Source organism: Massilia putida (assembly GCF_001941825.1).
Lineage (GTDB): Bacteria > Pseudomonadota > Gammaproteobacteria > Burkholderiales > Burkholderiaceae_D > Telluria > Telluria putida.
This window is the reverse complement of record NZ_CP019038.1, coordinates 1,515,549-1,529,197: the sequence shown is the minus strand read 5'-3', so window position 1 is coordinate 1,529,197 and position 13,649 is coordinate 1,515,549. Positions and strand designations below refer to the sequence as shown.

Genomic DNA, 13,649 nt, shown 5'->3' with positions numbered 1-13,649 from the left:
CACGGCCCGGGCGTATGCCCAAGAGGATCGACAGTCGGTTGAACGCTCAGCGCCGGATGTTCGCTTCCGCGGCGGCGGCCAGGATATCCGCCAATTGCGTCGTGTTCACCGGCTTGACGAGATAGTGGTCGAATCCGGCCGCCATCGACGCGTCGCGGTCCTGCTGGCGACCGTAGCCGGTCATCGCGATCAGCGTGGAGCCGGTGGCCTGCGGCAGCAGGCGCAGGCGGCGCGCCAGTTCGTTGCCGTCGAAGTCGGGCAGGCCGATGTCGAGCAGGCAGACTTCCGGCACGAAGCTCTTCGCCAGTTCCAGCGCGTCGGTGGCGGAGTAGGCGACTTCCACGCGGTGGCCGCCGGAGCGCAGGAACAGCTGCAGCGTGTGCACGGCGTCGACGTTGTCGTCCACGAGCAGGATGCGCAGCGGCACGCCGCCATCGCCCTCCTCCTGTTCGCCGACGACGGGCGCCGGCGCCAGCACGACGTCCTGCGTGTAGCGGGGCAGGCGCACGGTGAACGTCGAGCCCTTGCCGAGGCCCGGGCTGTACGCCTTCACTTGTCCGCCATGCAGTTCGACGAGGCTCTTCACGAGCGCCAGGCCGAGACCGAGGCCGCCCTGCGAGCGGTCCGGCGTGCGCTCGGCCTGGGTGAACAGGTCGAACACGCGCTCGACGAGGGTCGGCTCCATGCCGATGCCGTCGTCGGCGACCGTCAGCACGTAGTCGTCGCCGTCGGCGTCCAGGCGCAGCTGGATGGTGCCGCCTTCCGGCGTGTACTTGGTGGCGTTGTTGAGCAGGTTCGCGCACACCTGCACGAGCCGCTTGTGGTCGCCCTTGACGTAAGCGGGCAGGGGCGGCAGCTCGATCACCACGCGGTGGCGGCGCGCCGCGATCAGCGGGCGGATCTGCTCGGCCGCGTCGTCGACGACGCGCTTGAAGTCCAGCACCTGGGTCGACAGCGAGACGAGGCCGCGCGTCACGCGCGACACGTCCAGCAGGTCGTCGACGAGGCTCGTCATGTGGTCGACCTGGCGCACGATGATGGAACAGGTCTGCGTGATCTGGGCGTTATCGGAGTGCAGGAGCTTGAGCAGGTGGGCGCCGGTGCTGATCGGCGCCAGCGGGTTGCGCAGCTCGTGCGCGAGCATCGCCAGGAATTCGTCCTTCCTCTGGTCGGCGGCGCGCAGTTCGCGTTCGGCCAGCGAGCGGGCCGTCTCCTTCTTCTGCAGCGCGGCGGCCATGCGGTCGAGGGCCTGCGCCAGGTTGCCGATCTCTTCGTGGCCGTAGGCGATGCCGGAGCGCGCTTCCAGGTCGCCGGCGGCGATGCGCTCGGCGGTGCCCATCAGCTTGCGCACGCGCTGGACGATCAGGACGTCGCCGACGAGCCATGCGGCCAGCATCGCAAGCAAGGTGGTCGCCGCGAGGCCGAGCAGCGACATGATCTGGTCGTGGCGCGCGGCCGACAGGATCGTCTCGGTGGGAATGCCGATGGTGACCGTGTAGTCGGTCAGCGCGGGCGCGCCCACGCGGGCGAACGTGTGCAGGCGCTCGATGCCGTCGTCGCCGCGGATCGTCACGGCGCGCTGGCCGGCCGTGTTCATCGCGTCGAGCATGGCGGGTGACATCTTGGTGCCGAAGAACCGTTCGGGATCGGGGCGGCGCGAGATGATGGTGCCACGCGCGTCCGTCGTCGCCAGCACGGAGCCGGGCGGCAGGTTGATGTCGTTGATGAAGGTGTCCAGGCCTTCCAGGTCCATCGCCGCGAACACGACGGCCAGGACTTTCCCGCTGCGGTCGATGACGGGGTAGGTGAGGTTGATCGTGTGCTTCTTGATGACGCGGCCGAACACGTAGTCGCCGGCGATGAAGCGGCGTTCCGAGATGGCGCGGCGGAAGTGGCTGCGGTCGCCCAGGTTGACGGGATGTAGCAGCGGCACGGCGCTGCAGGTGACGTCGCCGTTGAGCTGGATGAGGCCGAAGTTGACGAAACCCTCGTTGCGGTCGAGGACGTCGGACAGCAGCGACGTGCACTTGGCGGTGTCGCCCATCAGGTCGGGGACGCTGGCCAGGTCGACGAGGATCTGGCGCGCGCCCTCGATCGACTGGGCTTCGTTGGCGGCCGCCATGCCCGTCAGGCGGCGCAGGTTTTCTTCCGATGCCTTGATGGCATGTTCACGTTCGCGGATCCCGGACAGGATCGTCATTACCGCCAGCGGTGTGATCGCCAGCGCAACCAGCAACATGAGCCGGCTGCGCAGGCTGTTCAGCCGGAAGCGGCTCAAGCCAGATGTCATCTTATCTATCTTCTATCTGCCGCATTGTGGGCAGCAAACGCATCACCAAATTCGATTATCCTGCGGATGCCTTCGCGCAGGGTCGCCACGTCGTCCGAAATATAGCCGAGTCGGATATAGCCCGGCACGCCCAGCGCTTCACCAGGCATGACGGCCACTCTCTGTTCCTCAAGCAGCGCTTCGGCAAAGGCGACCGTGTCCAGCGTCAGGCTGCGCACGTCTCCCCACAGGTACGGACCGGAGGCCGGCGCATGCATGACGATCCAGGGGACCTCGGCAAACAGCCGCACCGCCAGATCGCGCCGCTCACGGTAGTCCGCCATCATCGCACGTGGCGCGCCGGTCGCGAATGCGACCTCGAGAGCGACTTGCGACAAATGCCCAGCGGCGGCCGTGATGGGGCCTTGCAGCGTCTGCATCGCATCGACCACTTCGGCGGGCGCCAGCGCGAAGCCGACGCGCCAGCCCATCATGGCATAACTCTGCGATGCCGAAAACAGCGTTACCACGCCCGTTTTCCGCCAGTCGCACAATGCCGCCAGGCTGACGTGTCCGCCATCGAAGATCAGGTGTTCGTAGCTTTCGTCCACGATCACCCGGGCCCCGATGCGCTCCACCCAAGCACGAAGGTGTTCCAGTTCCCGGCGAGTGTACACCTTGCCGGTGGGATTGTGCGGGTTATTGATGATGACGATGTCGGGCGTGCCCAGGCCCTCCAGCAGCGCCGGGGTGATTTCGTCGGGCAGATCGACCAGGATCGGGCGCAGGCCGAGTAGTTGTGACGTAGCAACATAAGCCGGCCAATGCGGCTTGAACACGAGGACGGTATCGCCCGGATCGCTCATCGTATACAACGCCTCGTACAGTCCCTGCTTGGCGCCGTTGGTGACGATGATCTCGTCGGGATGCGCCTCGATGCCGTTTTCCGCCTTCAGCTTGGCGGCCAGCCGCGCGCGCACGTCGAGGGCGCCGACGACGCTCGTGTAGGGCATGATGCGCTGGTGCTCGATGGCGGCGGCCACCGCGTCCAGCACGGGGCGGGGGGCGGGGAAGTGCGAGATCGCGATCGAGAAGTCGATCACGGAATGGCCCTCGCTGCGCAGCGTTTCCACGCGGCCGTGCATCGCGGTGGTGGCGAGGGGACGGGATGAAGCGATCCGGGCTGAAATTTTCATTTGTTTTTCTCTAGGGATAAATGTTATTGAAAAGTCATGCTGCACGGTGCTACGGATGGATGTTGCCTGATTGTACTAAAATTGTGAAATGATGCCGCACGGGTGGAAAATTGTGCGAGGGAAATTCATGGCTGGCGAAGCGCGCCGCGCGGCGCGGGATTCTGGTACGGTGGTTGCAACTGAATCCATGCGGGAGGACATCATGCAGCAACCCATCGTACGTACCTTCAAGCACGTGACGGCCGCCGAGCAGGCGCGCGTCGAATTGCTGGCCGCCGGCATCGCGGCCGATGACGTCGCGATCGACATCCGCGTCGACGAATCCGGCCCCGTGCAAGGCAATTTCACGGTCGGCGATTCGCCCGCGGTGACGGGCAAGACGGCTTACTCGCACACCTACGCGCCGGTGGCGCAGGAAGACGTGCACGATTGCCAGGTGACGGTGAGCCCGGCCGACGCCGCGCTGGCCGAGCGGGCCGCCGCCATCCTCGACCGGCACGGCGGGCACGACCCCGATCCGGCGCATGCCGCCGCCATCGCCGCGCGGCAGACGCGCCACTGAGTTTGCGCGACAATAGGGGCGTCGCGGCCTGCCGCCGCCTTTTGGAGAATACGTATGAGTGCGATCCACCTCGACGAGCGCGACGCCTTGCTCGTGATCGACATGCAGGTCGACTTCCTGCCCGGCGGCGCGCTGGGCGTGGCCGGCGGCCATGAAGTCGTGGCGCCCATCAACCACCTGATCGAGCTGTATCGCGTGCAGGGCCTGCCCATCTTCGCATCGCGCGACTGGCACCTGCACGACCATTGCTCGTTCCAGGCGCAGGGCGGACCGTGGCCGCCGCACTGCGTGGCCGGGACGCCCGGCGCCGAGTTCGCGGCCGAACTGGCCCTGCCGGACGACGCCATCGTCATCTCGAAAGCGGCGACAAAGGCGATCGACGCCTATTCCGCATTCGCCGGCACCGACCTGGTCGCGCAGCTGCGCGCGCGGGGCGTGGAGCGCGTGACCGTGGTCGGTCTCGCCACCGATTACTGCGTGCTGAACACCGTCACCGATGCGCTGGAAGAAGGCTTCACGACGCTGGTCGTGCCGGAAGCCATGCGCGCCGTGGACGTGCAGCCGGGCGACGGCCGCCGCGCCCTCGACCGCATGGTCGCGCGCGGGGCCGTGCCGGTGCGGCTCGGCCAGTTCGGCATGGTGGCGCTGTCCGTCGCCTGACGGATCAGGTGATCACCGTGAGGCGGGCGGACAGCCAGATGACGAGGACGGCCCCGGCCAGCGCCACCCACGGCAGGATGCCGGCGCGGGCATGGGGCAGCGCCATGTCGCGCGCCATCGATGCCGGGAAGCGGCCCTTGTCCTGGACATAGTGGCGGTACACGAACACGGGCACGATCAGCAGCATGGTCAGGAGACCGTTGCGCAGCGTGTGCTCGCCCTGGAAGTTCGCGCCGGCGCCGACGAACACGAGGTCCACATAGCCGCACAGCGCGCCGAGCGCCAGCAGCCAGTTCTTGCACCGGTAGGCGCGCGGCCAGTCGGCGCGGTCGAGGCGGTGGATCCAGCCGGACTGCAGGTTCAGGAACACGAAAATCATGTAGCACACGTTCGACACCGACAGGATCGCCATGTAGTCCGACATGAGCAGCAGGATCAGGTTGAAGCCGAGGTCCGTCCACATGGCGCGGGTCGGGGCGCCGTGCTCGTTCACGTGCGACAGGTAGCGGGGCAGCCAGCCGTCGACGGACGCCTGGTACAGCGTGCGCGAGGAACCCATCATCGACGTCATCACGATCAACAGGATGGCCAGCACCAGCATCACGACGACCACGTTGAACATCAGCTTGCCGCCGCCGACGAAGTGCGCCATCGCGGCGCCCACGCCGGAACCGTCGATGATGTCCGGTTTCAGCATGCCGGCCAGACCCAGCGAACCCTGGAACGCGATCGGCACGGCGATGAACATGAACAGGCACAGCACGCCCGACCAGAAGATGGCCTTGAACACGTCCTTCTGCGGGTCCTTGAATTCGCGGGTGTAGCACACGGCCGTCTCGAAGCCGAACGTGGACCAGCAGGCGAGGAACATCGCGCCCATCGCCGTGGAGATGCCGGCCGCGTTCCAGCCGCCCAGCACCGCGGCGCCTGCCGCGTCGTGGGTCAGCGGCAGCAGCGGCAGGAAGTTCGTCGACGGCATGTCGCCCGTGATCAGCGGGACGAGGGCGATGACGACGAGGGGCGTCAGCGACGCGATGCCGAGGATGCGCTGCGTCGTCGCCGCCGCGCTGGCGCCGCTGTGCTGCAGCTTGAACGTCATGAGCAGGAACGCCATGGCGAGGACGAACGTCGAGTTCACGCGCAGCGTGAGCCCCTTGGCGACGGCGCCAAGGTCGAGCAGCGTCCAATGCCACGTGTTGATGACGGAGTCGGGCGGGAACAGGCTGCTCAGCATATAGCCCGCGGCAAGGCTCGTGCCCATCGCCAGCATCGGCGACCACGCGAGCCAGTTGCACCACACGGAGACGGGCGCCACCATCTTGCTGTAGCGGACCCACCCCAGCGCGCCGTACACGGAGGCGCCGCCCGATTTGTGCGGGTACAGGGTCGAGATCTCCGCGTACACGAAGCTCTGGATGAAGCCGATGAGGATCGCGGCGATCCAGATGATCCACGCCGGCGTGCCGATCGTGGACGATACGCCGCCGATGGTGAACAGCACGCCCGCGGGCACGCCGCTCGTGACCCAGAAGGCGTCCTTCCAGGTCAGGGTACGCTTGAGTTCATGATGTTCCTGCCGGTCATGGACCTGCTCGCTAGGCGCGAGCACGCCCGCCGCCAGTCCGTCGTTAGGTGTTTGCACGATGTCTCCTTTGTCATGTTAGCCGTCTTGTGTTGAAGGTGCTGCTTCGCAGTCTGCCGTTCACGGTCTGTCATGGCCCGCTCGTGGCGGGTGTCTCCTCCTGATATCGCGCCTCAGTCGTGATTGAACGCGATCCGTCCTTCCACGCGCGTCACCTGCGTCGCGCGCCGGCGGCGCCACCAGCCCGCCACCGTCAGTCCCAGCCAGAACACCTGGGTCAGGAACGACGCCAGGTTGAAGGCCCCCAGCAGCGAGACGAGGATGCAGGCCGGCCCGATCACGTTGAGGGCGACGGCCAGCCGGCCGGTGGGCGAAGCGTGCAGCAGTTGCACGGCGAAATGGGCGGCGACGTAGGCGGCAACGCCAACGAGTCCGGTGGCGTCGGTAAGGCTCAGGGAAGTCATATGCTGATGTAAACGGTTTGAATCGGAATAAAACAGTTGAGTCGAAAAGCCGACCCGCGTCAGAAGGTCCTGGCCAGCGAGACCAGGACCGTGCCGCGCAGCGGGTCGGAGATGGCCGGCCTGCCCGCGGAATCGAGGGCGCCGGTCGTGTAGCGGTCGTAGGCGTCGGTCCGGCCCCAGCCGCGCGTGCACGCGCCCGTGACCGTCCAGCCGCCCGCGAACGACTTGGACAATGCGACGCGGGCATCGCGGAAGCTGTAGGCGGCGAAGTTGCGCACGCGCTCCTGGCCGTAGTGCACGAGCAGCTGCGTACCCTCGGCCACGTCGAACGTGCCGTTGACTTCCGCATAGCCCGAGCCGCGGCTGTGCAGGCCGGCGCCGATGCCGAGCGAGCTGCTGTTGAAGCCGAAGTAGTCCGGCGTGTACGTCAGCCAGTACTTCGCGCTGATCCATTTGTAGCCGAGCGAGGCGACGAGCTCGCCGTAGTCGTAGCTCGTGTGCGTGGCCTGCAGTTTCGCGCCGGGATAGCGGTAGTAATAGACTTGCGCGCCGTAGCTCACGTCGCCGACGGCGCCGGCGTACCCGCCGTACAGGTCCCACTCGATGGTGCCGCCCTCGATGAACTTGTCGCTGACGGACGACATCCACGTGCCGGCCGACCAGCCGCTGGGATGCGCGTAATCGATGCCGCCCTGGATCGCGGGCTGGCCCCAGGTCTGGCGGAAGCCGCGCGACACGTATTGCGACGTCAGCGCCACGTTGGCGGTCAGCGCCGGCGCGGCCGGTGCGTCGGTGGTCTGCGCGTGGGCGCCGGCGCCGGCGCCGGCGAGCAGCAGGGCGGGCAGGATGAAACGGATGTGCATCATGGGTGTCTCCTCGTCAGGCCGGAACGGCCGTGTGCAGGCCGCGTGCGGGCGCGTTGCCGCCGCGTGCCGTGGTTGCTTTGTAATAGGGGGCGTTGGAACGCTGCAGGGGTTGGCGGCCGCGGATCGCGTCGGCCAGCTTCTCGGCCAGCATGATCGTCGGCGCGTTCAGGTTGCCCGTGACGATCTTCGGCATGATCGACGCGTCCACCACGCGCAGGCCCTGCGCGCCATGCACGCGGCCCTCGTGGTCGACGACGGCCATCGGGTCCGAGGCGTCACCCATCTTGCAGGTGCACGACGGGTGCAGCGCCGTCTCCGCATGCGCGCGCACGAAGGCGTCGATCTCGGCATCCGTCTGGACCATCATGCCGGGCTTGATCTCGCGGCCGCGGAATTCGTCCATCGCCTGCTGCGCGATGATCTCGCGCGTCAGGCGCACGCCCGCGCGGAACTCGCGCCGGTCGACGTCGTGCGCCATGTAGTTGAACAGGATGCGCGGTTTGACGCGCGGGTCGCGGCTGGCCAGTTTCACGTAACCCGTGCTGGGCGAGCGCATCGAACCGACGTGGCACTGGAAGCCGTGCATCTCGACGGGATTGCTGCCGTCGTAGTTCATCGCCAGCGGGATGAAGTGGTATTGCAGGTTGGGCCACGCGAAGTCGTCGCTGCTGCGGATGAAGCCTCCGGCCTCGAAATGGTTGGACGCCGCGATGCCCGTGCCGCGCAGATACCACTCGATGCCGATCGCCGGCTTGTTCCACCATTTCAGGGCGGGATACAGCGACACCGGTTGCGTGCACTCGTATTGCAGGTACATCTCCAGGTGGTCCTGCAGGTTCTCGCCCACGCCGGGCAGGTTCAGCACCGGCGCGATGCCCAGCGCGCGCAGCTCGTCCGCATTGCCCACGCCGGAGCGCAGCAGCAGCTGCGGCGACGCGATCGCGCCATTGCTGACGATGACTTCGCGCCGTGCACGCGCCTGGCGCGGGGTATCGCCTTGCACGTACGCGACGCCGACGGCGCGCTGGCGCTCGAACACGATGCGATCGGCCAGCGCCCGGGTGTGCACGGTGAGGTTGGCGCGTTGGCGCGCTTCGTCCAGGTAGGCGAGGGACGTGCTGCAGCGGCGGCCGCGCGCCGTCGTCGTCCGGTCCATCGGGCCGAAGCCTTCCTGGCGGTAGCCGTTCAAGTCGTCCGTCGCCGCATAGCCGGCCTGCTCGCCCGCGCGGATGAAGGCCTTGAACAGCGGGTTGCAGTCGTCGGTGGGCGTCGTCACGTGCAGCGGACCGTCGCCGCCGTGGTAGTCGTTGGGGCCCTTGTCGTACGTCTCCGCCTTGCGGAAGTAGGGCAGGCAGTCGGCGTAGCTCCAGTGTTCGAGCGATTTCTCCTGCGCCCAGCCGTCGTAGTCCATCGCATTGCCGCGGATGTAGCACATGCCGTTGATCAGCGACGAACCGCCCAGCCCTTTGCCGCGGCCCTGCGACATGCGGCGGCCGTTCATGTGCGGCTCCGGCTCCGTCACGTAGGCCCAGTTATAGGTCGTGCCCTGCAGCGGATACGCCAGCGCGGCCGGCATCTGCGTGCGCCAGTCCAGCCGCCAGTCCGGGCCGCCCGCTTCCAGCAGCAGCACCGTCACATGAGCGTCCTCCGTGAGCCGGGACGCCAGCACGCAGCCGGCCGATCCGGCGCCGACGATGATGTAGTCGTATTCCTGGATTGCGTCCATTGTCTCCTCCGTTGTCTGGCTTAAGCGCCGAACCAGCCCATCGCTTTCGGTGCGAGGTTGATGTAGCTGTGCTTGAGCTCCGTGTATTCGTCCAGGCCGACGCGCGCCAGTTCGCGCCCGATGCCGCTGGCCTTGTAGCCGCCCCACGGCGCTTCCGGGAAGTACGGATGGAAGTCGTTGACCCACACGGTCCCGAAACGCAGCAGGCGCGACATGCGGTTGGCCTTGTCCAGGTCGCGCGTCCAGACGGCGGCGGCCAGGCCGTATGGCGTGTCGTTCGCGGCGCGCAGCGCCTGTGCTTCGGAGTCGAAGCGCTCGGCCGTGATGACGGGGCCGAAGATCTCTTCTTTGGCGATGCGCATGTCGGCGCGCACGTCGGCGAGCAGCGTCGGCTCCAGCCAGAAGCCGCGCGCGTACACGTCGCCCGCGGGACGCTTGCCGCCGTGGACGAGGCGCGCGCCTTCCGCGATCCCGGCCTGCACCATGCCGAGGATCTTCTCGTGCTGGTGGGCCGATTGCACGGGGCCCATCTGCGTCTCGGCATGAAAACCGTTGCCGATGACGATGCGGGGCAGGCGCGCGGCCAGACGCGCCACGAACTCGTCGTAGATGCCGTCCTCGATCATCAGGCGCGAGCCGGCCGAGCACACCTGGCCCGCGTGGAAGAACGCGGCGTTCAGCGCGTAGTCGACGGCGGCGTCGAGGTCGGCGTCGGCAAACACGATGTTCGGGTTCTTGCCGCCCAGTTCCAGGCCGATGCGCTTGAAGTTGCCCGTCGCCGCTTTCATGATGCTTTCGCCGGCGATGGCGCCGCCGGTGAACGACACGAGGTCGACGTCGCGGCTTTCCGCCAGCTCCGCGCCCACTTCCGCGCCGCCCGTGACGAGGTTGAACACGCCCGGCGGCAGGTCCAGTTCCGCGATCAGGCGCGTGAAATGGTGCGTCGTCAGCGGCGTCAGGTTGCTGGGCTTGACGATCACCGTGTTGCCGGCGCCGAGTGCGGGCGCGATCTTCCACGCGGCCTGCAGCAGCGGGTAGTTCCACGGGGTGATCAGGCCGCACACGCCCACGGGTTCGCGCAAGGTGCGGCTGATGACGTGGTGCGGCGCCTCGTTGACGGCGCCAGATTCTGCCGCCACCAGGGCCGCGAAATAGCGGAACGTGGCGGCGATGTCGCCCATGTCCGTGCGGCTTTCGGTGACGGTCTTGCCCGTGTTGAGCGATTCCAGGCGCGCCAGTTCGGCGGTATCGCGGTCGACGAGGTCGGCGATCTTGTTCAGTAATTTGGCGCGGTCGCGGATCGTCGTCTGGCGCCACGGGCCGTCGAACGCGGCGCGGGCGGCGGCGATGGCGCGGCGGGCGTCAAGCCGGGTGCCTTCGGCCGCCTGGGCGATGACGGCTTCGTCGGCCGGGTTGACGATGTCGCGGGTCGCGTTGTCGATGGAGGACTGCCACTGGCCGTCGATGTAGAGCTGGGTCTTGATCATGCTGGTATTCCTGTTGGCGATTGTGGCGCATACGGACGCCCGAAGGTCTTTTCTTGGTGCATCTTGTCTCCTTTTATTTTTAATTCACCGTTGGTTAATTAATTCACTGACGTTTATGTGAGTCGAGTGTAGGCTCCTTTCTCGAGCGGCGTCAAGCGGTTCGAAATGGTGTATCCTCGCAGGTACGGAATTCACCAACGGTTAATTTGAAAATGGAAGAAACGTTCGGAGCCCGCTTCAAGGGCGTGCTGGAAGAAAAAAAGATCATGCTCAAGCAGGTGGCCGAGGCGCTGAACGTGTCGCCGTCGGCCGTGCACAAATGGACGCGCGGCGGCGAAATCGAGTATCCGCGCCTGCTGGAACTGGCGCGCTTCCTCGGCGTGAACTGGCTGTGGCTGCGCTACGGCGAGCAGGCGATCGCGGAACTGGAAGCGAGTACCGCCGCCGACCCGCACATCCGCGAGCTGCGCAAGAAGCACCTGGCCGAGATCATGGAGAGCGAGGCGCGCATGAAGCTGGCGCAGGAAGTGTCCGGCATCGTCACGTGGGAGTGGAACGTGATGACGGACCACCTGCAGTATTCATCGAACGACGCGGCCTTGTTCGGACGCCACATCCGCTCGATGGACGACTTCTGGGCCTGCGTGCACCCGGCCGACGCGGCGCGCCTGCGCGACGTCATGCGGCGCACGATCGACGCGAACGAGATGCACGAGTGGGAATTCCGCGTCCTCGACGGCGACACCGTGCGCTGGGTGTCGTCGCGCGCGACCCTGGTCCGCGATCTCGAGCGGCGGCCGGCCAAGATGATCGGCGTGTGCCTGGACATCACGGAGCGCCGCCGCGCCGAGGCGGCGCTGCGCCAGAACGAGGCGCTGCTGGCCAAGGCGCAGGAAATCGCCCACCTGGGCGCGTGGTTCTGGAACATCCAGACCGACGACTGCACGTGGACGGACGAGGCCTACCGCATCTTCGGCTGGGCGCCGCAGGCGTTCAAGGTGACGATCGAGCGCTTCCTCGCGTCGATCGTCGAGGAAGACCGCCCACGCGTGCAGGCGGCCATGCACGCCGCGATCGTCGACGGGCAGCCGTACCGCGTCGAATACGACATCGTGCTGCCGGACGGCAGCCGCAGGCATATCCGCGAAGAGGGCGAGGTGACGCTCGACGAACACGGCAACGCGGCCACGATGATCGGGGCGTCGCAGGACGTGACGACGCAGAAGCAGGAAGAGGCGGCGCGCATGCGCGCGGCGTGACCACGCGTAGGTGGGCTCCCCGAGCCCACGCGGGCGCCAACGCGCCGCGAACGTCCGCGTGAGCACAGGGTGCCCGCCCTACGACAGCAATATCAGAAAGCCCGCAACATCGCGGCCGTGGTCCTTGCGCAGTACGGCGCGCTCCGTGCCGATGACGTCGAATCCGGCCGCGCGCGCCGTCCGCGTCACATAATCCAGCGCATGCGCAAACCGGTTCGACGGCAGGATCGCATAGCCACGACCGGCATCTGCGTCGTCCAGCGCCTCGCACGACAACGCGAACAGCCCGCCCGCGCGCAGCGCGTGCCGTACGCGCGCGAACAGCGGCGCCAGGTCGCCGATGTACACTAGCACGTCGGCCGCGACGGCCAGGTCGCAGCATGCCGCGCGTTCCGCCAGCCAGTCGACGATGTCGCCGCACACCAGGTCGTCGTACAGGCCCAGCGCCAAAGCCTTGTCCAGCATGCGCTGCGACAGGTCGACACCGGTGACGTGCCGCGCCAGCGGGCGCAGGAACGGCGCGCACAGTCCCGTGCCGCAGCCGAGGTCGAGCGCCGCCTGCACCGGCGCCGCCGCCAGGTGCGGACGCAGCAGGGCATCCAGCAAAGCGGGCGTGCGGTAGCCGAGGACGTCGACGAGGTGGCGGTCGAAGCGGCCGGCATACTGGTCGAACAGGCTTTTCACGTAATCCGCCGGCGCGGCGGCCGGCTGGTCCCCTTCGCCCAGCGCGGCCAGCGCGAAGCGGATCTCGTGCGCGTTCGCGCCCAGCGCGAGGGCGCGCCGGTACGCCTCCACCGCCGCATCGCGCTGGCCCAGCGCGCGCAGCGTGTTCGCGCGGTAGTGCGCGGCCAGGGCGTAATCGGGACGGACGGCGAGCGCCTGATCGTAGTCGTAAAGCGCGCCCGCGAGGTCGCCCGATTTCTTCAGGGCCGTGCCGCGCGCGCACCAGGTCTCCGGGTGCGGCGCCAGTGCGAGCGCGCGGTCGTAGGCCTCGATGCCGGCCGCGTGGTGGTCCAGCGCCTGCAGCGCATGGCCCAGCGCGACGAAGGCGTCGGCATACGCGGGCCGCGTCGCCAGGGCCTGTTCGGCGCTCGCGGCCGCATCGGCGTGGCGGCCCAGGTCGTGCAGCACGATGGCCCGGTGGCACCACGCTTCCGCCATCCCGGGGTTGATGCCGAGGGCGCGCTCGTAGCTGTCCAGGGCCTCGTGCAGGCGGCCGAGGCGGCGCAGCGTGTTGCCGCGGTTGTCCCAAGCGAGCGCATAGCCCGAGTCGAGGCGCAGCGCGGCCTCGTAGCTGGCCAGCGCGGCGTCGACCCGGCCCAGGTCCTGCAGCGCCGCGCCCAGATTGCAGTGAGCGCGCGCCTGCTGCGGTTCCAGGCGCAGCGCTTCTTCGATGAGATCGACGGCGCGCGCGGGATGGCCGCGCTGGCGCTCGATCACGCCCAGCAGGTGCAGCGCGTCGAACCGGCGCGGGTCGACCTCCAGCACGCACCGGTACAAGGCCTGCGCCTCCTCGAGCCGGCCCTGCTGGTGCAGTCTGACGGCCTGGCCCAGCAGGTCGGACACGTCGTCCTTCAT

Annotated in this window: 11 protein-coding genes; 3 read left to right on the top strand and 8 right to left on the bottom strand. The window is 67.7% G+C overall.

What is annotated here, in order from left to right; genetic code table 11:
* Positions 1 to 46 precede the first annotated feature (46 nt).
* The gene (locus tag BVG12_RS09015) at positions 47 to 2,290 is read right to left on the bottom strand and encodes a hybrid sensor histidine kinase/response regulator (RefSeq protein WP_075792098.1); all 2,244 of its coding nucleotides are present in this window, start codon (positions 2,288 to 2,290) and stop codon (positions 47 to 49) included.
* 5 nt (positions 2,291 to 2,295) lie between these two features.
* Positions 2,296 to 3,465, bottom strand: coding sequence for a pyridoxal phosphate-dependent aminotransferase (locus BVG12_RS09010; RefSeq protein ID WP_075792097.1), 1,170 nt, complete (start codon positions 3,463 to 3,465; stop codon positions 2,296 to 2,298).
* A gap of 202 nt (positions 3,466 to 3,667) precedes the next feature.
* Between BVG12_RS09010 and BVG12_RS09005 the strand changes: the two genes are divergently transcribed.
* Positions 3,668 to 4,027, top strand: a complete 360-nt coding sequence (locus BVG12_RS09005; protein WP_075796270.1) for a hypothetical protein — start codon at positions 3,668 to 3,670, stop codon at positions 4,025 to 4,027.
* Between the two features lie 54 nt (positions 4,028 to 4,081).
* Complete coding sequence (locus BVG12_RS09000) at positions 4,082 to 4,687, top strand: isochorismatase family protein (protein WP_075792096.1); 606 nt, start codon at positions 4,082 to 4,084, stop codon at positions 4,685 to 4,687.
* A 4-nt stretch (positions 4,688 to 4,691) separates the two neighbouring features.
* On the opposite strand, the gene BVG12_RS08995 is transcribed toward BVG12_RS09000, so the two are convergent.
* The 5 genes from BVG12_RS08995 to BVG12_RS08975 form a co-directional block, all read right to left on the bottom strand.
* Entirely contained in the window at positions 4,692 to 6,308 is a 1,617-nt protein-coding gene (locus tag BVG12_RS08995; protein WP_075796269.1) for a trimethylamine N-oxide permease, read from the bottom strand.
* A 134-nt stretch (positions 6,309 to 6,442) separates the two neighbouring features.
* Positions 6,443 to 6,733, bottom strand: a complete 291-nt coding sequence (locus BVG12_RS08990) for a CBU_0592 family membrane protein (RefSeq protein WP_075792095.1) — start codon at positions 6,731 to 6,733, stop codon at positions 6,443 to 6,445.
* A 59-nt stretch (positions 6,734 to 6,792) separates the two neighbouring features.
* A complete protein-coding gene (locus tag BVG12_RS08985) occupies positions 6,793 to 7,599 on the bottom strand; it encodes a TorF family putative porin (protein ID WP_075792094.1) in 807 nt (268 codons plus the stop codon).
* Between the two features lie 13 nt (positions 7,600 to 7,612).
* On the bottom strand, positions 7,613 to 9,325 hold the full coding sequence (gene betA, locus BVG12_RS08980) for a choline dehydrogenase (protein ID WP_075792093.1): 1,713 nt from the start codon (positions 9,323 to 9,325) through the stop codon (positions 7,613 to 7,615).
* Between the two features lie 20 nt (positions 9,326 to 9,345).
* Positions 9,346 to 10,812 (bottom strand): aldehyde dehydrogenase family protein, encoded by a 1,467-nt coding sequence (locus BVG12_RS08975; protein ID WP_075792092.1) that lies wholly within the window; start codon positions 10,810 to 10,812, stop codon positions 9,346 to 9,348.
* A gap of 212 nt (positions 10,813 to 11,024) precedes the next feature.
* Between BVG12_RS08975 and BVG12_RS08970 the strand changes: the two genes are divergently transcribed.
* Positions 11,025 to 12,071, top strand: coding sequence for a helix-turn-helix domain-containing protein (locus BVG12_RS08970; protein WP_075792091.1), 1,047 nt, complete (start codon positions 11,025 to 11,027; stop codon positions 12,069 to 12,071).
* 78 nt (positions 12,072 to 12,149) lie between these two features.
* Here the strand turns inward: BVG12_RS08970 and BVG12_RS08965 are convergent, their stop codons facing one another.
* Positions 12,150 to 13,649 (bottom strand): tetratricopeptide repeat protein, encoded by a 1,500-nt coding sequence (locus tag BVG12_RS08965; RefSeq protein WP_075792090.1) that lies wholly within the window; start codon positions 13,647 to 13,649, stop codon positions 12,150 to 12,152.